Origin of the sequence: Rhizobium sp. Leaf341 (assembly GCF_001424325.1) — a bacterium.
Classification (GTDB): domain Bacteria; phylum Pseudomonadota; class Alphaproteobacteria; order Rhizobiales; family Rhizobiaceae; genus Ferranicluibacter.
In genome coordinates, this window is record NZ_LMPE01000003.1 from 190341 (window position 1) to 210796 (window position 20456).

The 20456-nt window shown below is 66.5% G+C and carries 18 protein-coding genes; 7 read left to right on the forward strand and 11 right to left on the reverse strand.

All coding sequences use genetic code 11. From position 1 onward, the window contains the following. The first annotated feature begins 30 nt into the window (after nt 1–30). From ASG03_RS02540 to ASG03_RS02555, 4 genes are all read left to right on the forward strand, one after another. Nucleotides 31–1074, forward strand: a complete 1044-nt coding sequence (locus ASG03_RS02540) for a polyamine ABC transporter substrate-binding protein (protein ID WP_062691975.1) — start codon at nt 31–33, stop codon at nt 1072–1074. Continuing rightward, complete coding sequence (locus ASG03_RS02545) at nt 1071–3485, forward strand: putative bifunctional diguanylate cyclase/phosphodiesterase (RefSeq protein WP_062691976.1); 2415 nt, start codon at nt 1071–1073, stop codon at nt 3483–3485. The genes ASG03_RS02540 and ASG03_RS02545 overlap by 4 nt, the downstream gene beginning before the upstream one ends. A gap of 163 nt (nt 3486–3648) precedes the next feature. Then, complete coding sequence (gene purD, locus ASG03_RS02550) at nt 3649–4917, forward strand: phosphoribosylamine--glycine ligase (RefSeq protein ID WP_062691977.1); 1269 nt, start codon at nt 3649–3651, stop codon at nt 4915–4917. 123 nt (nt 4918–5040) lie between these two features. Further along, entirely contained in the window at nt 5041–5730 is a 690-nt protein-coding gene (locus tag ASG03_RS02555; protein WP_062691981.1) for a plant virulence effector HPE1-like domain-containing protein, read from the forward strand. A gap of 176 nt (nt 5731–5906) precedes the next feature. On the opposite strand, the gene ASG03_RS02560 is transcribed toward ASG03_RS02555, so the two are convergent. From ASG03_RS02560 to ASG03_RS02585, 6 genes are all read right to left on the reverse strand, one after another. Beyond that, a complete protein-coding gene (locus ASG03_RS02560) occupies nt 5907–6416 on the reverse strand; it encodes a DUF523 domain-containing protein (RefSeq protein WP_062691983.1) in 510 nt (169 codons plus the stop codon). Continuing rightward, nucleotides 6413–8728 carry a glycine--tRNA ligase subunit beta gene (glyS, locus tag ASG03_RS02565; RefSeq protein WP_062691984.1) on the reverse strand — a complete coding sequence of 772 codons (2316 nt, stop codon included), beginning with the start codon at nt 8726–8728 and terminating at the stop codon, nt 6413–6415. The genes ASG03_RS02560 and glyS overlap by 4 nt, the downstream gene beginning before the upstream one ends. Before the next feature lie 102 nt (nt 8729–8830). After that, on the reverse strand, nt 8831–10768 hold the full coding sequence (locus ASG03_RS02570) for a DUF2207 domain-containing protein (RefSeq protein ID WP_156381746.1): 1938 nt from the start codon (nt 10766–10768) through the stop codon (nt 8831–8833). Nucleotides 10769–10841: 73 nt separating this feature from the next. Beyond that, the gene (gene aroA, locus ASG03_RS02575) at nt 10842–12128 is read right to left on the reverse strand and encodes a 3-phosphoshikimate 1-carboxyvinyltransferase (protein WP_062693012.1); all 1287 of its coding nucleotides are present in this window, start codon (nt 12126–12128) and stop codon (nt 10842–10844) included. Between the two features lie 137 nt (nt 12129–12265). After that, entirely contained in the window at nt 12266–12817 is a 552-nt protein-coding gene (locus ASG03_RS02580) for a LemA family protein (RefSeq protein ID WP_062469600.1), read from the reverse strand. 159 nt (nt 12818–12976) lie between these two features. Beyond that, nucleotides 12977–13234 (reverse strand): hypothetical protein, encoded by a 258-nt coding sequence (locus tag ASG03_RS02585; RefSeq protein WP_062691986.1) that lies wholly within the window; start codon nt 13232–13234, stop codon nt 12977–12979. On the opposite strand from ASG03_RS02585, the gene ASG03_RS21290 reads away from it, so the two are divergent. Then, complete coding sequence (locus ASG03_RS21290) at nt 13233–13391, forward strand: hypothetical protein (protein WP_156379831.1); 159 nt, start codon at nt 13233–13235, stop codon at nt 13389–13391. The two genes, ASG03_RS02585 and ASG03_RS21290, sit on opposite strands and share 2 nt — an antisense overlap. Nucleotides 13392–13510: 119 nt before the next feature. On the opposite strand, the gene ASG03_RS02590 is transcribed toward ASG03_RS21290, so the two are convergent. From ASG03_RS02590 to ASG03_RS02610, 5 genes are all read right to left on the reverse strand, one after another. Next, nucleotides 13511–14485, reverse strand: a complete 975-nt coding sequence (locus ASG03_RS02590; protein WP_062469606.1) for a glycine--tRNA ligase subunit alpha — start codon at nt 14483–14485, stop codon at nt 13511–13513. A 319-nt stretch (nt 14486–14804) separates the two neighbouring features. After that, complete coding sequence (locus tag ASG03_RS02595; protein ID WP_062469609.1) at nt 14805–14990, reverse strand: hypothetical protein; 186 nt, start codon at nt 14988–14990, stop codon at nt 14805–14807. 210 nt (nt 14991–15200) lie between these two features. Further along, nucleotides 15201–16055 (reverse strand): S49 family peptidase, encoded by an 855-nt coding sequence (locus ASG03_RS02600; RefSeq protein ID WP_062469612.1) that lies wholly within the window; start codon nt 16053–16055, stop codon nt 15201–15203. A gap of 87 nt (nt 16056–16142) precedes the next feature. Further along, nucleotides 16143–16955, reverse strand: a complete 813-nt coding sequence (locus tag ASG03_RS02605) for a tRNA1(Val) (adenine(37)-N6)-methyltransferase (protein WP_062469616.1) — start codon at nt 16953–16955, stop codon at nt 16143–16145. Nucleotides 16956–16970: 15 nt separating this feature from the next. Then, nucleotides 16971–17195: a putative signal transducing protein gene (locus tag ASG03_RS02610; protein WP_062469619.1), complete on the reverse strand. Its 225-nt coding sequence runs from the start codon at nt 17193–17195 to the stop codon at nt 16971–16973. Nucleotides 17196–17304: 109 nt separating this feature from the next. Between ASG03_RS02610 and ASG03_RS02615 the strand changes: the two genes are divergently transcribed. Both ASG03_RS02615 and ASG03_RS02620 read left to right on the forward strand, forming a co-directional pair. Then, nucleotides 17305–18321 carry a polyprenyl synthetase family protein gene (locus tag ASG03_RS02615; protein ID WP_062469621.1) on the forward strand — a complete coding sequence of 339 codons (1017 nt, stop codon included), beginning with the start codon at nt 17305–17307 and terminating at the stop codon, nt 18319–18321. A gap of 240 nt (nt 18322–18561) precedes the next feature. Beyond that, nucleotides 18562–20391 carry a tetratricopeptide repeat protein gene (locus ASG03_RS02620; protein ID WP_062691991.1) on the forward strand — a complete coding sequence of 610 codons (1830 nt, stop codon included), beginning with the start codon at nt 18562–18564 and terminating at the stop codon, nt 20389–20391. Nucleotides 20392–20456 lie beyond the last annotated feature (65 nt).

Sequence of the window (20456 nt, forward strand, 5' to 3'; positions counted from 1 at the left end):
CCTTCTTGACGACCATGGAAGGGAAGCCGGATGCGACAGGGACTTGCTGCGACAGCGCTTCTGCTGTGTCTCTTCGGCGGCACGGCGCCGGCACGCGCGGAGACCCTGAACCTCCTGATCTGGGAAGCCTATATCGACCCGGCCATCCTTTCCGACTGGACGGCCGCGACGGGCATCGCGGTGCGGCAGATCTACTTCGACAGCGGCGACGCCCGCGACGAGATCCTTGCCGACCCCAACAGCAATATCGACCTCAGCGTCGTCGGCGAGAACGGCAGCGCGCTCTTCGGCAAGCGGGGCATTCTCGCGCCGATCGACGTGGACGGCGTGCCGTCGCTGAAGGATTACGCGACGCAGTGGACCTCGCGCTGCGGCGGTTACGGAGCGCCCTACCTCTGGGGAACCATGGGGATCGTCTATCGCTCCGACAAGATCGGCGTGGCTCCGTCCTCCTGGAAGGACCTCATGCAGCCGGCGCCGGCGCTGAAGAAGCACATCGCGATGTATGACGACCACAACGAGGCCTTCGTCGCGCCGCTCGTCCTTCTCGGGAAGTCGATCAACGCCAACGACCCGGAAACGCTGAAGGAAGCCTTCGAGCTGATGAAGGGCCAGGCGCCGTCGGTGCTGACCTACGACTACGTCATCACCTCCATCGACAATCCCGACTACGGGCACGACATCTACATGGCGCTCGCCTATAGCGGCGACCAGAAGGTTCTGAACGAGAAAACGGGGACGCCCGGCATCTGGCGCTATGTCGTGCCGCACGAGGGAACGCTCTCCTGGCTCGATTGCCTGGCGGTCACGGCCGCATCGCCACGCAAGGCGCAGGCGATGAAGCTGCTCGACTTCATCCTTTCCGCAAAAAGCGCGGCCAGGAACGCGCAGACCCTCGGCATGCCCGCATCCAGCACCGCAGCGCTCGCGCTCCTTCCGGACGCAGTCAAGAACGATCCGGCGATCTACACGCCGGACGACATCCTCAAGAGGAGCCAGTACCAGACGGAGCTTTCGGTTTCCTCGATCCAGACCCGACGCCGGATCATCAGCGCCATGGCGAACTTCCAGTGACCCTCGGCAAGCGCGCGGTCTATCTGATCTTTCCGATCGTTCTTGCCGGGTATCTGCTGGCGGCGAGCCTTGTCTACGTGGTCGAGAGCAAGGCGCTCCTGTCGCTGGAGAAGGCCCGCATCTCCCAGCAGCTCGACCATGCCGAGGCCCTGTTCCGCACGGACGCCAACCAGAGCCGCAGCTTCCTCTACTCGCTGCTCGAGGGAAATGCCGTCCGCCTGTTCGTGTCCGAGCCGGACGACAGTTACCGCAACAATGCCTTGTCCCTGCGCATCCAGGCGTCGATCCGCTCGCTGTCGGACGATCCGCGCGCCTATGTCTCCTTCTCGATCCTGCAGCCGGACCTCTCGATCGGCTACTATTTCGAAAACAGCGACGACCCCTTCGCCGAGGTCAGCCCGGCCCAGATGACGCTGGCGCAGACTCTGTCCCGCAGCGAGGTCCTGCGCAACTGGACGTTCCTCGACGGACGCTCGGGGGGAAGCGCGGACGACCGCCGGCCGCTCCTCGTCTATTCCGAATATATCGATCCCACGACGTTCAGCCGGGCGCTGCCGAGCAATCGCAGCCGGGCGCTTCTCGTGCAGGTCGCCATCCAGCCGGACCAGTTTCTGGCCATGCTGCAGTCATTGGAAACGGAATACGGCACCGAGCCGCTGTTCACGCGCGACGCACCGACGCCGGCGCAGGGCGGCGAACTCGCGGCTTCCGTCGAATTGATCCCGCAACTGCACCTGACGCTGCGCGTTCCCGACGCCTATGTCTCGACGGCGCTGTGGCAGCTGAAACTGGTGCTGGGACTGGGCACCGTCGGCATGAGCCTGCTCTCCATCGGCCTGATGATCGCGCTCATCCGCCGCTTCATCACCGATCCCATCGCGGCCCTCGACCAGCAGGTCACCGCCGTGATGGACGAGAGGTCCGAGCAGATCGTCGATGTCGGCGGAAACGGCGAGATCGGCCGGCTGACCGGCAACATCAAGAAGCTGCACGACCAGTCGTCGAGCGCGCTTCGTCGCGTCCAGGAGGCCTCCTGGACCGATGCGCTGACGGGCATGCTGAACCGCAACCGCTTCAACGTGCTGGCCGGGCGGATCGTGCAGCGGGCGGTCGAGGGCCATGCCAGCGCCGCGCTCCTCTTCATCGACATCGACCACTTCAAGTTCGTCAACGACAAGCACGGACACGACGTCGGCGACGAACTGCTGCGCGTCTTTGCCGATCGCGTGCGCGATACCATCGCCCCGATCATGACGCGGCGGGGGCTGCCGAGCGCCGTGCTCGCACGCCTGTCGGGCGACGAATTCGCCGTGCTCCTCCAGGCGGAACCGGGCACCGGCGCGATCCGCGAGGCGTGCGACGCGATCCTCGCGCTGTTCACGCACGGGTTCGAGGTTCGGGACAAGGTGCATCCCGTCACCGCCAGCATCGGCGTCGCCATCTGCCCCTGCGATGCCACGAGCGTTGCCGCGCTGGTCTCCAATGCCGATGCGGCCATGTACCAGGCGAAGACAAGCGGCAAGAACCGGTCGTCGCGTTTTTCCCGCGCGCTGCAGGACAAGCGCGACCGCGTGCGGCAGATTCAAGAAGAGCTGCGCCTGCTCGACCCGGACGAGCAGTTCCACCTCGTCTACATGCCGATCGTGGATGCCGGAGGTCGCGTCACCGGCTGCGAGGCCCTTCTGCGCTGGACATCGCCGACGCTCGGCCGCGTCACGCCCGACGAATTCGTGCCGATCGCGGAAAGCTCCGGGCAGTTCACCAAGATCGACTGGTGGGTGGTGTCCCGCGCGATGAGCGACTATGGCACGATCCGCGACATGTTCGGGCCGCAGGCCGTGCTGGCCATCAACATCTCCTCGGCGGAACTGCATTCGCGCAGCATCGGCGATCATTTCAGCCGCGAGGCGGCTCGTCACGACATCCCGCCGGACCGGATCGAGATCGAGCTGACCGAAACCTTCGCTGTCAAGCTCGGGGACCAGCTGCATCGCAATCTCGAGGCGCTGCGCAGCCGCGGCTTCCGGATTTCGATCGACGACTTCGGCGCGGGCTATACCTCCGTGCAGCAGATCATCGAATACACCGCCGACACGATCAAGCTCGACCGGGCGATCGTCGAGACCATGGCGACGCCCGACCTCTCCCCGGCCCTGACGGCGCTGATCGCGCTCTGCCATGCGCGCGGCATGTCGGTCATCGGCGAAGGGATCGACAGTGCCGAGAAGGTCGACTTCCTCACCCGCGCCGGCTGCGACTTCTTTCAGGGCTACCTCATCTCCAAGCCGCTCGCTCTGGACGAGCTCGGCATCTGGGCGCTGCAGCGGGTGAGCGAGACGGCGACGATGCGGCCGAGCGAGCGCCCGGCCAGCGCCGTCGCGCGCGCCCGCGGGACGCTGCGGCTCCTCTAGACGGCGCGGGCTTGCGGGTTTCGTCCGGTCTCGGACACGGGATCCCGGGCGTTTTTCCTTGACCCCGGGGGAGTGCCGCCTTAACCGCAACAGCAAGGTTTGCTGGCCGGTCGACGCCCGGTCGTTCCCTCGGCTTGCCCGGTTGCTTGAAGGACGAGACACGATGAAGGTATTGCTGATCGGTTCGGGCGGGCGTGAACATGCCCTGGCTTGGAAGCTTGCCCAGTCGCCCCGCCTCACCCAGCTTTTCGCGGCACCGGGCAATCCCGGCATCGCGGACGTGGCCACGCTGATCGAGATCGACGTCGAGAACCATGAGGCGGTCCTCTCCTTCTGCCTGAGCGCCGGCATCGAGTTCGTCGTGGTCGGCCCCGAGGCGCCGCTGGTGGCCGGCCTGGCCGACATGCTGCGGGCGGAGAACATCCTCGTGTTCGGCCCCTCCCAGGCGGCGGCCCAGCTCGAGGGCTCCAAGGGCTTCACCAAGGACATCTGCGCCCGCTACAACATCCCGACCGGTGCCTATCGCCGGTTCGGCGACGCCGGTCCCGCGATCGCCTATGTCCACGAGCAGGGTGCCCCGATCGTCATCAAGGCGGACGGGCTTGCGGCCGGCAAGGGCGTGACGGTCGCCATGACCGTCGAGGAGGCCGTTGCCGCTATCGAAGCCTGCTTCTCCGGCTCGTTCGGCGCGGCCGGTGCCGAGGTCGTGGTCGAGGCCTTCCTCGATGGCGAGGAGGCGAGCTTTTTCTGCCTTTGCGACGGAAAGAACGCGCTGCCGCTCGGCTCCGCGCAGGACCACAAACGCGTCGGCGACGGCGATACGGGCCCGAACACCGGCGGCATGGGTGCCTATTCCCCGGCTCCGGTGATGACCGACGAGATGGTGGCGCGCACGATGCGCGAGATCATCGAGCCGACGCTCTCCGGCATGGCCGACAGCGGACACCCGTTCGAAGGCGTGCTCTTTGCCGGGCTGATGATCACGGACAAGGGTCCGGAACTCATCGAGTACAATGTGCGCTTCGGCGACCCGGAATGTCAGGTCCTGATGATGCGCTTGAAGAGCGATCTTCTGCCGCTGCTGCTCGCAGCCGCAAGCGGCGGGCTGGCCGGGCTTGAGGCCGAATGGCGCGACGAGACGGCGCTGACCGTGGTGATGGCGTCGAAGGGCTATCCCGGCGCGTATGACAAGGGCACGCCCATCGCCGCGCTGCCGCCGGAGGCCCCGTCCATGAAGGTGTTCCATGCGGGCACCGCGCTGAAGGACGGTGCGCTGGTGGCGACCGGCGGCCGCGTGCTCAACGTGACCGCCGTCGGGGAGACCGTGGAGGCGGCACGGGATCTCGCCTATGCGGCGGTCGACACGGTATCCTGGGACAATGGCTTCTGCCGGCGCGACATCGGCTGGCGCGCGGTCAACCGGACCGCCTGAGCGCGCGTTTGTCTTGACAACACATCGCGCGCTTTCGCGCCGTTCATTCAAACTTTACCAATTCTCCTGACGGGACCGTAACCGCGGGATCGTATTCTGCTCCCAGATATGTGGGAGACACTGATGCGCGGATTTCTGCCGGCGGGCTTCGCCGTTGCCTCGGCCATCTCGGCCATTGCGGGCCTCGCCCCTCTTGCGGCCCGGGCGTCCTCGCTCGACTATGTGCACACGCCACCGGACGCAGCGCCGAGCGTCACGATCATGCACTGCACGGATTGCCCGGCCCTGAAGCCCGACCCCCGCGCGGTGACCTATGTCGTGCCCGAGCTCGTGCCCGGCACGGACCGGAGCGAGATCAAGGAAATCAACGGCGAGATGAAGATCGTCCGGGAGGAAGCCTGGCTTGGCGGCTCGCCCGTGACCTTCGTCAGCAAGGCATCCGACGAGGATGTGCGCCTTGCACGCGGCGAGCCGGCGCACCCGGCCGGCCCTGCAACGGTGATCGGCGAGGCTGGCCGCCCGGCGCCGCCCGAGGGGGGCACGACGGTGACGGTTGACAAGGCGATGACCACGGCCTCGCTCGGCGGGACGGCGTCGGCCTCGATCGCCGCGGTCTCCGTCGCGCCTTCGGACCCCGAGTCCGCATCCTCCTCCTCTCAGGACCCGTCTCTGGCCCCCTCTCCGGCCACGTCTCTGGCCACATCTCCAGCCGCGTCCACGGCGTCTGCGACCCCGTCGCCGACCGCGGCCGACACGGCCTCGTCGTCTTCACACGATTTTGATGGGCAAAGCCTTCAGCTTCGGCTAAACTGATCGCGACTTCCAGTCCCTGCCCTCGCCGGCCTCCAGGCCTCACGGGCAAGCGCCTTCAACAAAGGCGGAAAATTGCGTCCCTGAGAGAAGCAGGGGCGCAATTTTTTTGACGTGCGCTTGTTGCCCGGGACGCGCGCTTCGCCTGGTCTCGCCCCCTCGCAGAAACCCTCCGGCCATCAGCCGTTATCGATCTCGGCCGCCAGGGCGTCGATTTCGTGATCGGCAAAGACCCGTATGCCGTTGCGGCGCAGAAGTGCTGCGGCAACCCCCTCGCCGTCCTGCTGCCGTCCGGAAAACGCGCCGTCATAGATCCTGCGCGATCCGCAGGATGGGCTGCCGTCGATCAGCAGCGCATGGGTGCAGCCGGTCGCACGTGCAAGCGCCAAGGCATTTTCGGCCGCCTGCCGGAAGCCGTCGGTGATATCGCCGCCGGTCGCCTCGAACACGCGGGCCCGACCGGCAAGCACGTCCGCGCCGCTTGCGCCCCCCGCGATTTCCGCAGGGGCACGCGGCACGGGCATGCCGGCCGACATTTCCGGACAGATCGTCACCAGGCGGCCTTCGGCCTGCCAGCGCTCGAGCGCGGGGTGCCGCAAGGGTTTTGCCCGGCCGTCATAGCGCACGGCATGGCCCATGAGGCAGGCGCTGACGAGGATCCTCGCGCCCGCACCCACCGTCCCGCTCATCCTGCGATGCGCGAGAAATCCGCGACCGTGCCCGTGGCGGCGCGGATCCGGCCGAGCAGCGCGAGACGGTTGGCGCGAATGGCCGGATCGTCGTCATTGACGAGGACGTCGGCGAAGAACCGGTCGATCGGCGCCCGCAGGGTCGAGAGCGCCTCCATGGCAGCGCGGAAATCCTCTCCTGCAACCGCCTCGGCGGCGGCAGACGTTGCCGTGCTGACGGCGGCGTATAGCTCGCCTTCCGCCGGCAGGGCGAACAGGGCAGGATCGACCGTGTCGGTAACGACGGCGCCCTTCTTTTCCTCGGCCGCCAGCAGCTGCGTTGCGCGCTTGGTCCCGGCGAGCAGGTTCAGCCCCTCCTCCGACGTCACGAACGCCGTCAGCGCCTCGACCCGGCGGGCAACCGTCAGAAGATCGTCGTTGCCGGCGGCATGCCCCTCATCCGACCCTTCGGGCCACCTTCTCCCCGCCTGCGGGGAGAAGGACGCGGCACCCTCGGCGCTCTCCTCTCCTTCTCCCCGCAAGTGGGGAGAAGGTGCCCGGAGGGTGGATGAGGGGCCGGCCGCAAGCACGGCATCGATCAGATCGTGCCGCGCGCCGAGATCCCGAAGATAGACCTTCAGGCGATCATGGAAGAACGAGAGGAGGTCGGCCGTGTGTTCGGTCTCGAAGGCCCGGGCGTCGCCCGCCTTGATATCGGCAACGACTCGCGGTCCGTGCATCCTGAAGAGGGAGACGAGCCCGGCGCGGATCTTGCGCTCCAAAAGCATTCGCACCACACCCAGTGCCGCACGGCGCAGCGCAAACGGATCCTTGGAGCCGGTGGGCTTTTCGTCGATCGCCCAGAAGCCCACCAGCGTATCCAGCTTGTCGGCGAGCGCCACGGTCAGCGAGACCGGGTCCGTCGGCACGACATCCGTCGGGCCCTGGGGCTTGCGGTGTTCGGCGATCGCGGTCGCTACGGTTTCGGTCTCACCCTGCAACAGCGCATATTTGCGGCCCATGATGCCCTGCAGTTCAGGGAACTCGCCGACGGCTTCGGTGCGCAGGTCGGCTTTCGAAAGCACCACGGCGCGATCGACCAGCTTCGGATCGGCACCGGTGACGGCGCAGAGATCGGCCGCGAGCGCGCGGATGCGGCGGACGCGGGCACCCTCGGTGCCGAGCTTGGCATGGAAGGTGACGTTCAGCGCATCGAGCTTGGCCATCCGCTGGTCGAGCGGCTTGGCGAGATCGAGATCGAAGGCTTCGGCCGAACGGCGCAGGGTTTCGAGGTCCGGCAGGTCGCTCTGGTCGCGGGTCCAGAAGTGGCGGGCGTCCGACAGGCGGGCGCGCACGACCTTGCCGTTGCCGTGCACGATCTCCTTGCCGCCGTCCTTCGCCTCGATGTTGGAGACGAGGATGAAGTGATGGGACAGGGTGTCCTCGCCGGGACGACGGGTGACGAAGCACTTCTGGTTGGTCTTGATGGTCAGCCGGATGATCTCGGAGGGGATCGAGAGATCGCCTTCGTCGAAGGTGCCCATGAGCACGACCGGCCATTCGACCAGGCCCGAGACTTCTTCGAGCAGAGCCGGATCCTCAACCAGTTCCAGGCCGCTCGCAAAGGCGAGATTGCCGGCATCCGCCGCGATGATCTCCTTGCGGCGCTCGGCATCGAGGACGACCTTGGCCCTTTCGAGCTTCTCGACGTAATCGGAGAAGCGACGAACGGTGATCGCGTCCGGCGCGTGGAAGCGGTGGCCATAGGTGACATTGCCGGCGACCAGGCCGTCGACCTCGAAGGCGATGACCTGCGTTTCCTCGTTCTCGGGCCCGAAGGTGCAGACGATCGACTGCAACGGGCGCACCCAGCGCAGGGCGCCGGGACGGGCCGAGGCGACGCCCGAACGCATGGAGCGCGGCCAAGGGAAATTGCGGATGATGCCGGGCATCACGTCGGCGACGATCGCCTCGGCGGCCCGGCCGGGCTTCACCAGATGCGCGACGTAGAAATCGCCCTTCTTCGGATCGGAATGGACGTGCGCCTGCGAGATCGAGGTCAGGCCCGCCGCACGCAGGAATCCGTCGATCGCCTTTTCGTTCGCATCGGTGCGCGGGCCCTTCTTCTCCTCGCGCACATCGGCCGAGCGGGCGGTGACGCCGCGAATGTCGAGCGTCAGGCGGCGCGGCGTCCAGTATTCGCGGGCGCCCTCATAGGTCAGGCCCGCCTCGACCATGGCATCCGTCAGGAGCTTCTTCAGGTCGCCCGCAGCCTTGCGCTGCATGCCGGCGGGAATTTCCTCGGAGCGGAGTTCAAGCAGAAGATCGGGCATGGCACTCAGACTTTTCGGTGAAGCGAACGGATGCCCGTCGCCTTAGCAATCCCGTCGGCAAAAGTCACCATGATAGGTGCGCTTCGGCGGGCTTGTTTGCGGCTACCAGCCGCCGCCGCCGCCCCCACCGCCGCCACCGCCGGAAAAGCCGCCGCCGGAGGAAAAGCCGGAACTGGAGCTCTTGGGCGGCGGCGGCAGGGAGGACTGCATCGCCCCGGCCATGGAGCCGGCAAAGCCGCCCATGCGGTCCCCGAAGCCGCCATACCCGCCCGGGCCGGAATACCAGGCCGGCGCATAGGCGGCGGCACCGGCCGCCGCGGTCGCCAGCCAGGCGTCGAAGGTCTTCGACCAGGGTTTTTCCACACCCAGCGCCACCGCATAGGGCAGCAGGGTTTCATAATGTTTCGGCGACATGGTCGGGGCGCCCGCCATGTTCATGCGCTCCTGCTCGGCCAGCGTCAGATATTGCCGGAGACCCGCAATATGGGCCGACAGGCGCGCACCGACCGGCGTCGGCGCACCCATGAGGAACAGGAAGACGAGATTGACCAGCACGATGCCGCCGATGCCGGCCAGCAGCGGGAGCTGGTGCGTTTCTACGGCATCGAACGCGATGGAGGCGACGAGGCCGCCGAACACCGTGACACCGACGAAACCGAAGAACGACAGCATGACGATGCCGGCGATGCGCCCCGCGAGGCTCGACCTTCGCCGGACGGACCGGCCGATGACGGCAATGAAGATGGCGGTGAACACCGCGATGACCACGGGCACGATGACGATGGCCGCCCCCGCATCGTCAAGCGTGCCGAACCCGAGGATGGCGAGGATGAAAACGATGGACAGGGCGATGCCTGCGATGATCGCACCGATATTCGCCTTGTAGTATTTGCCGCGATGCTCGGTTTCCATCGCCTTGCGGAAGCTGTCGCCGGCCTTCTGGACCGCAGGGCCGTTTTGCCGGTCGATCACCAGCCGCCCGCCGGCGCCGTCGACGGCACGCAGAAGGGCGGCCTCCCCCGTCGGCAGCTTTTCGGTGGCGGGCGCCTTGCCGGTGGCGGAGATGACGAGCGCCTTTTCCAGATCCTCCAGCACGACGCGGCCGGTGACGGCGAGGTTGAGGGCTGCCGCCGCGATCGCGGTCCATCCTCCGTCGGCAAAACCGCGATTGTCGATGTAGTTCACCAGAGCGGGCGAGGCGTTTTCGGGCGGATCCCAGCGCGGCACGACAACGCCCCCATCCGGATCCCGTCCCGCGCGTCGCCAGATCCAGCCGTAATAGGCGGCGATGATTGTAAGACCGACGCCGGCCAGGATCGCGGCCATGTTTTCCTGCCACCAGGCGGCACGCAGCTGCGCCTCGCTCGGCGGAGCGATCACGCCTTTCTTCAGGCGCATGACGATGGTCAGGCCCTCGTTGGGGCCGAGCGGCTGCGTCGTGCGAAACGTTGCGCCATTGCCGGCCGGGGCCCCGCGTGCGTTCTTTTCCTTGGAGCCGTAAGCGCCGGTAAACACGTTCAGCGCCTGCGGCCGCGCGCCGCCGGGCAGAAGCACCGTGGCGCTCGCCTCGTCGATCGGGAAGGCCCAGCCGGTTCCCGTGACATTCCAGTACAGCTCGTCATGATCCTCGAAATACCGGATCTGGCGGTCGGTGGTGTAGGTCAGCGCGAAGGTGTGGACGCCCTGCGGCAGGATCACATCCTTGTCGCCGGTGTAGATCCGGATGCCGTTGTCGATGGTTTCGGTGCGCGACGGCTCGGCCTGACCATCGCGCTCGACCGAGACGAGATGGAAGCCGACGCGGTGGGTGCGGCCGTCCTCGCCCGTGAAGGTGAGCGGAAAATCCCGGTAGATGCCGCGCTTGATCAGGGCGCCTTCCGCAATCGCCCGGATCGTTTCCGTCACCGTCAGGGTGCCGTCGCGGGCAACCTCGATCTGCGCGTCGTAGGAAAGGATGCGCTCGTCGGCCGCTGCCATCCCGGCGGTCGCACCGGCAAGGAAAAGCAGCGCCATGCAGAGGCCCGCGAGCAGGCGCACCAGGCGCAGGGTCGTGTCCTGCGCCACTCTTGCCGGAAAGTTCTTGCGGACGCTGTCTCCCCCACGCCGCATCGGATCAGGCCGACCGCAGGGTCATGTCGACGCCGAGAGAGGCGAGCGCATCCCAGTAGTCCGGGTAGGTCTTGCCGACGCAATCGGGATCGAGGATGGCGATGCCGCCGATTTTCAGGCCCGCCAGCGCAAAGCTCATGGCGATACGGTGATCGGCGAAGGTGTCGATGTCGGCCGGCAGCGTCTGCCCTGCCAGGCCCGGATCGGACGCCACCAGCAGATCGTCGCCCTCTTCGGTCGCAAGCCCCGCACGGATGGCGGACAGGCCGAGCGACAGGGCGCGCACGCGGTCGCACTCCTTGACGCGCAGGTTGGCGATGCCGGTGAAGCGAACCGGCGTCGCGTTGAAGGCGGCGAGCACGGCCAGCGTCGGCACCGCATCCTGCATCTGCGATCCGTCGATGACGGCCGGGAGATGCGGAAACTGCGCGATGACGTCATGGGCGCGCGCGTCCGGCTGCGAGAAATCCGCCGTGGGCACGCCGAGATCGATGTGGCCGCCGGTGAGCTTTTCCATCGCCCAGAGATAGGTGGCGGCCGAGGCGTCGGGCTCGATGCGGAAATCGGTCGCGGTATAGCCGGTCGGCCAGACGCGCCAGACGGAGGACGAGGCCTGCTCGACGCGCGCACCGAAGGCCCGCATGGCGGCGAGCGTCAGGTCGATGTAGCCGCGCGCGCCGATCTCATCGCCGGCGAGGACGATTTCGAGCGGTTCCGCCATAGCCGGATCTGCCCCCGACGGCAGGTTTCCGGCCGCGGCCATCAGCAGTGCGGAGACGTACTGGCTGGAAAGACCAGCGTCGATCTCGACGCGGCGGCCGGGGATGCGCCCGGTTCCCGCCACGGTGACCGGCGGGCAGCCCGTTTCGGCCGAAATCTCGACGCCGAGGGACCGGAGCGCCTCGACCAGCGGCGCGATCGGACGTTTGCGCATGTGCTGGTCGCCATCGACGACGACGGTGCCATCGACCAGGGCGGCGGCGGCGGTGAGGAAGCGGGTGGCCGTGCCGGCATTGCCGAGGAAGAGCGGTGCGGCGGGGGCCACGAGGCGGCCGGTGCCGGTGACGACGAAGGTGGTCGGGTCGGGCTCCCGGACCTCGACGCCCATGGCGCGCAGGGCCTCGGCCATGTAGCGGGTGTCGTCGCTGCGCAGGGCGCCCGTCAGCCGGCTCGTGCCCCGGGCAAGGCCCGCCAGGAGCAGCGCGCGGTTGGTGATCGACTTCGATCCGGGCGGGCTGACGGCGCCGGTCAGCGGATGGCCCGGCGGGGTGATGATCAGGGCTTTCTGCATCGCGGTCTTCTGGGCGGACGGGTTGGGGGCGTGGGTCATGGGAGCGTGGGTCATGCGGGCGGTCTCTTGTGATCTGTCAGCGCTCCGTGCCCCTCAAGGCACCGTGCGGCATCGGTGAAACTCCGGAGGCGGCGGGCCTAGAACTTGATCGTCGGCACCGCGCGGTCGGCCTCGTTGGTGATCTCGAAATAGGGCGCCTTGGAAAAGCCGAGCGGGCCCGCCACGAGATTGGACGGAAAGCTTTCGACCTTCACGTTGAGGTCGCGCGCGGCGCCGTTGTAGTAGCGGCGCGACATCTGGATCTCGTCTTCGGTGCCTTCGATCGACGCCTGCAGCTCGGAGAAATTCTGGTTGGCCTTGAGATCGGGATAGGCTTCGGCAAGGGCAAACAGCTTGCCGAGCGCCTGCCCAAGCAGGCCTTCCGCCTGTGCCCGTCCCGCGACGTCGCCGGCCGGCACGGCCTGGGCGCGATTGCGCAGGTTGACGATCTCTTCCAGCGTACCGCGCTCGTGCGCTGCATAACCCTTGACCGTTTCCAGCAGATTGGGGATCAGGTCGGCGCGGCGCTTCAGCTGCACGTCGATGCCGGACCAGGCCTCTTCCTTCACGTTCCGCGCCTTGACGAGGCCGTTATAGACCAGGACGAGATAGCCCGCGACGACGGCCAGAATGACGAGACCTGCAATCATTAACTCTCTCCCCAGATGCCCCTGCGGGCTGCCCGCATCTCCATAGCGTGCTTTTACACCGCTGCCCACTGTCTTGCAGAGACGAGGCGGGCCGCAACGGCGTCCTTTCACCGGAAATGAGTCACGATTTGTCGGGATTGGCGTCAGCCTCGATCCGGCTTACGCTGCCAAGATCGCAGTCACGATGACGACGCACCCTTGGCGCGCGCCATTGCCTGATTTCCGATGAGGGACATGCCGGATCACGCTCCCGAGAGCTGCCGCCTGTTCCGGATTACGTCCGACGTCGCAGCGGTGTTCGCGCTGCCGGGTGTCATGGATGCGCCACGGGTGCATCGGCACTGTCCAGTCGGCAATGACGGCCTGACAAACCTCATGGGAAGCTGCGGCTTCCCGCAGATAGGAGACCGTGAACATGACGCTTCTTGCCGTAATCGCCCTGTCCGCCGTGATGCTGACCGGCATCAGCCACCTCGTCGCCCTGCGCGGCGAGCGCCATCGCTTCACCCCGCCCATGCTCGACAGCGCGCCGCTCAACATTCACCGTCCGATCCCGCGTCCCTGGCACGGCTGAGCCGCCGGGCCGCCAGCAGAGGTCAGGTCGCGCGAAGACCAGCGCGGCCGTCATGCGTCTGCCGTCATGCGTCTGCCGTCGGGCGTCTGCCGTCGGGCCTCTCGGATCAGGTTTCGATCTCAGGCCGCTGCCGCCGGAAGGTTGACGCCGCCGGCGTCCGTCATCAGGAAGGCTTCGCCGCAGGCCTTGGCCAGGGTGCGCACCCGCAGAATGTAGCTCTGGCGCTCCGTGACGGAGATGACGCCGCGGGCATCGAGCAGGTTGAAGACGTGGCTTGCCTTGATGCACTGGTCGTAGGCCGGGAACACGCATTTGTGCAGCGCGCGATGGGCCGTGTCGCCCGGCGCGCCGGCCTTCAACAAAGCGAGGCATTCCCCCTCGGCGTCGATGAAGTGCTGGTGCAGCATCGCCGTGTTGGCATATTCGAAATTGTGCCGCGAATATTCCTGCTCCGCCTGCAGGAAGACGTCGCCATAGCTGATCTTTTCCGCACCCTCGCGGCCGTTGAAGTTGAGGTCGTAGACATTGTCGACGCCCTGGACATACATGGCGAGCCGCTCGAGACCATAGGTCAGTTCGCCGGAGACCGGCGAGCACTCGATGCCGCAGACCTGCTGGAAATAGGTGAACTGCGACACCTCCATGCCGTCGCACCAGCACTCCCAGCCGAGACCCCAGGCGCCGAGCGTCGGGCTTTCCCAGTCGTCCTCGACGAAGCGGATATCGTGCAGCAGCGGATCGAGACCGATGGCGGCGAGCGAACCGAGATAGAGTTCCTGCAGGTTCGACGGGTTCGGCTTCAGGATGACCTGGTACTGGTAGTAATGCTGCAGCCGGTTCGGGTTCTCCCCGTAGCGACCGTCGGTCGGGCGACGCGAAGGCTGCACATAGGCGGCCCGCCAGGGCCGCGGCCCCAGCGCCCGCAAGGTGGTCGCGGGATGGAACGTGCCGGCGCCCACTTCCATGTCGTAAGGTTGCAGCACCGCGCAGCCCTTGTCGGCCCAGTAGGCGTGCAGCGTGAGGATCAGCGCCTGAAACGAACGCTTCGGGTTCATATGGTCGGGCAAGGCGGTGAAATCGGTCAAGGCAGACATGGAAGATCAATCGCTGGTGACGGAAAGATGAGACCGGACGAGTGCCACGGGCGGCGGCAGGGGTCAATGTTTAAGCGCTTCGGGGCGCAGATTTGCGATGGCGACGCCGATGACCAGCAAGGCGACCGTCACCTGGCCGGGCTACACTCTGCACGGCTTTCCGTTGATGCGGACGATCCCCCGGTCAGCTTCGCTGCCATCCGCAGCGCCGGATCGGACGCGATGTCGAGGGTGAGACTCCGGCTGTCGTCGACGGCCCCGGAGATGGCCTTTCCGAAACGCCAACAGACAAGAGACGCGACCGGGCGGCAGCGCGCCCTCAGTCCTTCTTCACCCGATATTCCCCCGTGGCGGGATCCTGCACCAGCGTGCCCTGCGATCCCGTCTGCTGCTGCTTGCGGACGCGTTCGCGCTGGCGGGCAAGGCGTTCGGCGTCGAGAACGAACTTGCGGTAACCGAACCAGGCAATGGCGGCGACGATCAGGAGAAGAAGGAGTTGCGGCATCTTGGGTTCCAGAGGGGGACGGGTACGGCCTTGTTGCGAGAGAGCCTGTGAGAGGGGACGCCGCGCCAGCGCTCAACCGTTGCCGGTTGCCGTCGCGCGGCCTGATCCTGATGCATGTCGCCCGAAAATGTGCAGCGGTTTCGGGAAACGACCCGCATCAAGACAAGAACCTAAAGTGCGGTGCGTGAATCCTTTTTCGCGCACCGCGCTTTAGAGGCCGAACCGGCCCCATAATGCCTTTTCCTCGGCGGCTTCGGCAAGACCCGCGACGGCAGAAAGCGCAAGCCCGCTCGCGATGGCGACACCCGGCTGCCGTCGGCCGAACAGGCCGCGCGAGGCGCTCATAAGCCGGAGCTGCGTCTTCTCGCCGTAGCGGCGCTTGAGTTCGCCGCGCATGTCGCCGAGGCCATCGACCAGACCGAGCGCGCGGGCGCGTTCGCCGGTCCAGAACAGGCCTGAGAAGATCTCGCTGTCCTCGCTGAGCAGATGCCCGCGCCGCGCCTTCACCATGCCGGTGAACACGCCGTGGATCTCCTGCTGCAGGCTCTTGAGGTAGGCGACATCCTTCTCCTTTTCCGGCTGGAAGGGATCGAGCATGACCTTGTTTTCGCCGGCCGTGTAGACACGCCGTTCGATGCCGACCTTGTCGAGCAGTTCGGTAAAGCCGAACCCACCGGACACGACGCCGATGGAACCGACGATGGAGGTAGGATCGGCGATGATCTCGTCGCCTGCGAGCGCGATCATGTAGCCGCCAGATGCCGCGACATCCTCCACGAAGACGAGGACGCGCTTGTTCTTCTCCGCGGCGAGATCGCGGATGCGCTGGTAGATCAGCCGGGACTGCACCGGCGAGCCACCCGGCGAATTGATCGCGATGGCCACGGCCGGGGCTTCCTTGTCGGCAAAGGCGCGCTCGAGAAGCGGCGCGACGGCGGCAATGTTGAGCATCGGCCGGAAGGCGCTGCCGCCCGCCATGATCGCCCCGTGCAGGCGAACGACCGGGATGGTCACACCCTGCTTGCGAAAGCGCTTCGGCAGCAACCGTTTGATGAAACCGGCCAAATCTGTCTCCTCTTTATAGACGATGCCGGATGGATGTAGGGATTGGCCCGGCAGGCGCAATGGCCTGCAGGCGGGATCACGGGAAATTCAGCGGCGGGCGTAGAAGGCACGGCCATTGTTGAGATCGTCGACCTCGGGCAGGAAGGCATGCGAGCCCGCGCCGTGCATGACCAGCGGCGCCCGCAGGGAAAGGCGCGCGCGGGACTGCTTGATGCCGGTGACGAGGATGCGCACGGCATTTTCGCCGGCACGCGGCAGCAGCGGCGTGATCTCCAGTCCGCCCAGCCGCCGGCCGCAGGCCGAGACGATCTCGCCGATCGATTCCGGCCGCGCGATCAGCGACACCTGCCCGCCGGGCCGCAGGATCGCGCCCGCGGTGCGGATCCAGGCGTCGAACAGCCCCTCGTTCATCGCATGCGCCGCCGCCTTCAGCGCATCCGGCGTCCGGCGGTCGGCCCCATTGTTGAAGGGCGGGTTCATGACGACATGGTCGAAGAGGTCGCTCGGCAGCCCGGCCTCGACACGCGCCCTCCCCGTCAGCGCGACGTCGGCCTCCAGCACGTCGAGCCGGCCTGCGAAGGCGGCATTTTCGGAAAGGGCAAGGCTGCGGCGGGCAAAGGCCGCCATCTCGGCCGCCCGCTCCACGAGGAGCACCTGCGCCGAGGGCACGCGCACGGCCACCGCCATGCCGGCCGCGCCGGCCCCGGCACCGAGATCGGCCACCTTGATCGGCGCCGGGCCCGGATCGGGCACGAGGGCGGCGAGCAGCATCGCGTCCATGCCGGCGCGATGGCCGCGTCCCAGCGGCTGGACGAGGTGGAAGCGTCCCCGGTGGAAGCTGTCCACCGTCTCGCCGGCTGCAGCAGCGGGGTGGGGATCCGACGTCCTGTCAAGCGTCATGCGCGGCTCCGGACGTCACGCGTCCCGCAACTCTGCGGCCAGACCGGCATCCGACAGAATGCGCCGCGCCTCGTCGGCGCGCTCGCCCTGAACCATCAGCCGGCGCGGCAAAAGGCCGAGCGAACCGTCGAGAATGCTCATGCCCTGGTCGGCGATGAAGCAGATGATGCCCGCGTCGCGCATCAGGCTTTCGGCAAAGGAGAGGACGACGGCGTCGTTGGTACGGATCAATTCTTTCATCTGGCTCGCTTTTTTGCCTTTCGTCGGGGCCCTGGGGCAAATCGCCACTTGCCGCGAATGCCACCCCTTTCTATTCTCAGAAGAATAGCTTGAACAGGAGTGCTTCGCCTTGGGCGTCGTGATACCGCTGGAAGACGGCAAGAACAAACAGGCCTCGGTGCAGCCGCTGGTCGATCTGACCAAGGCCGACATGGAGCGCGTCAACCAGCTGATCCTGGCCAAGGCGGGCTCGGACGTCGAGATGATTCCCGAGGTTGCCAACCACCTGATCTCGTCGGGCGGCAAGCGGCTTCGCCCCATGCTGACGCTGGCCTCCGCCGCCATGTTCGACTTCAAGGGCGATGCGCATGTCAAGCTCGCGACCAGTGTCGAGTTCATGCACACGGCAACGCTGCTCCACGACGACGTGGTCGACGAGAGCGATCTGCGGCGCGGCAAATCCACCGCGCGGATGATCTGGGGCAACCAGGCCAGCGTGCTGGTCGGCGACTTCCTGCTCGGCCAGGCCTTCCGGATGATGGTCGAGGTCGGCTCGCTGGATGCGCTCGACGTTCTCTCGACGGCCGCCTCGGTGATCGCCGAGGGCGAAGTGCTGCAGCTCTCCGTCGCCAAGAACATGGAAACGACGGAGGACGACTACCTCGCCGTCATCCGCGCGAAGACGGCGGCCCTGTTCGCCGCGGCCGCGGAAGTCGGCCCGATCGTCGCAAAGACCGATCGTTCCGCCCGCAACGCGCTGAAATCCTACGGCATGAACCTCGGCCTCGCCTTCCAGCTGGTCGACGATGTTCTCGACTACGGCGGCAAGTCCGTCGATCTCGGCAAGAATGTCGGCGACGACTTTCGCGAGGGGAAGATCACCCTGCCGGTCATACTTTCCTATCGCCGCGGAACGGCCGAGGAGCGTGCGTTCTGGAAGGATGCGATCGAGGGCGGCAATGCCAGCGATGCGAACCTCGAGCATGCCATGGGGCTCATCACGCGCTATGGCGGGCTGACGGACACCATCGCCCGGGCGAAGCACTACGGCATGATCGCGCGCGATGCGCTTGCGCCCCTGCCCGCCTCGCCCTGGAAGAATGCGCTGCTCGAGGTCATCGACTTCTGCATCGACCGGGTGAACTGACGCCGGTTGTCGGCTTCGGGCAGGATCCCGGCGATTTTCTGGCGGCCTGCGCCAAAAAAGCCATTCTGTCTTGCCAAGCCTGCCGCAACCATGGGTGACCCTCCCGAAGGGGAGCGGACCCCGTCCGGTCGCAACGGCACGCATCGGGATGCAATTCCGGTTCCGCGCAGTATGCGGTATCACTACAGAACTGATTCCGGTTAGGCGCTTGCGCGGCGCATCCGAAACGAAAGGCTTGTCATGCGGCAAAAACATATTCTTCGGATGCTTACCGGCGTCGCGTTTCTGACGCTTGCCGGCGTCGTTTCCGGCCCTGTTCTGGCGGAAGAGGCCAAGCCGCCGGCGACAGAGACCGCCGCCAAGCCGTTCGATGTGAATTCCGTCAACAGCTTCTCGGGTTCGTTCCTCGCGGCCCGCACCGCCGACGTGGACCACGATCTGGACACCGCGACCAAGCTTTACCGGACGGCGCTGGAATTCGAGCCGGACAATGTCGAGGTCAAGCAGCGCCTGATGATCACGTCGCTGATGAACGGCAATTTCGCCGACGGCGTGAAGATCGCGAACGAGCTGAAGAGCGATGCCTCGGTCGAGCGGATCACCACCGTCGTGCGCGGTGTCGATGCGATCGGCAAGAAGGAATTCCGCAACGCCGAGAAGATCCTGAAATATTCCGGGCCGAACGATCTCGACCGGATGATGAACGGCCTCCTCCTGGCCTGGGCGAAGGCCGGCCAGGGCAAGCCCAAGGACGCCATCGCCATGATCGAGGAGATGAAGGGACCGGATTGGTTCGCCATCTTCAAGAACTACCAGCAGGGCGCGATCGCCCTTGCCGCCGGCGACAAGCGGACCGCCCGCACCAAGTTCAACGAGGCCGTGGCCGACCGCAACGGCGGCGGCGCGGCTCCGGACACGTTCATCCGCTCCGTCATCGCGCTGGCACGGCTGGAGGCGACCGACGGCAACAAGCAGAAGGCGCTCGACACGATCTCGCTCGGGCAGAATTTCATCAACAATTACGCGCCGCTCGACGCGCTGCGCAAAAGCATCGAAGACGGCAAGCCGCAGGAACAGCAGGTCCGCAATGCCAGCCAGGGTGCCGCTGCCGTGCTGTTCTCCGTCGGTGCCGCGCTCAATCGCGAGGGGGCCGAAGACATCGTCTCGCTCTACCTGCAGACGGCGCGCGCGCTCGATCCCGACAGTGCCGACATCCTCGTGATGCTCGGCGGCATCGCCGAGACACTGAAGAAGCCGGAACGCGCGATCGCGCTCTATCAGCAGATACCGCAGGGCTCGCCCATGCGCCGCCTGTCGGAGATGCAGCTGGGGCTGGCGCTGGCCGAAGTCGGCAAGGTGGACGATGCAAAGAAGCATCTGCGCGAACTGATCGACCTCGATCCGACGGACGTGCGCAGCTATGTCGCCTATGGCAGCGTGCTGTCGGACGCCAAGGACTACAAGGAGATGGCGGTCACCTACGACAAGGCGATCGAGATCGTCGGCGCCGTGCCCAAGCGCAGCGACTGGTCGCTCTTCTTCCAGCGCGGCATCGCCTATGAGCGGCTGAAGGAATGGGAAAAGGCCGAGCCGAGCTTCAAGAAGGCACTGGAGCTGAACCCGGACCAGCCGCAGGTGCTGAACTATCTCGGCTATTCCTGGGTGGACAAGAACATGAACCTTGAAGAGGGGTTGAACATGATCCGCCGCGCCGTCGACCTGAAGCCGGATGACGGCTACATCGTCGATTCGCTCGGCTGGGCCTATTTCCGCCTTGGCCAGTTCGACGAGGCCGTGGCCGAACTCGAGCGCGCGGCCGAACTGATGGCCGGCGATCCCACGATCAACGACCATCTGGGCGATGCCTACTGGCGCGTCGGCCGCAAGCTCGAAGCCGTGTTCCAGTGGAACCAGACGCTGGAGCTGAAGCCGGAGGCGGAGGAGATCCCGAAGATCAAGGCGAAGATCGAAAAGGGTCTGCCGCCGCTGGATACCAAGGTCCCCGCGGCCGCCGAAGCCGAGGGCAAGCCGAAGCCGCCGGAAGCGGTCGTGCCCGGCAAGAAGTCCTGACGCCGGGCCGTGCCTGACATGCCTGTCCTGCCGGCCGCGCTCGACGCGCCGGCAAGGGCCACCTC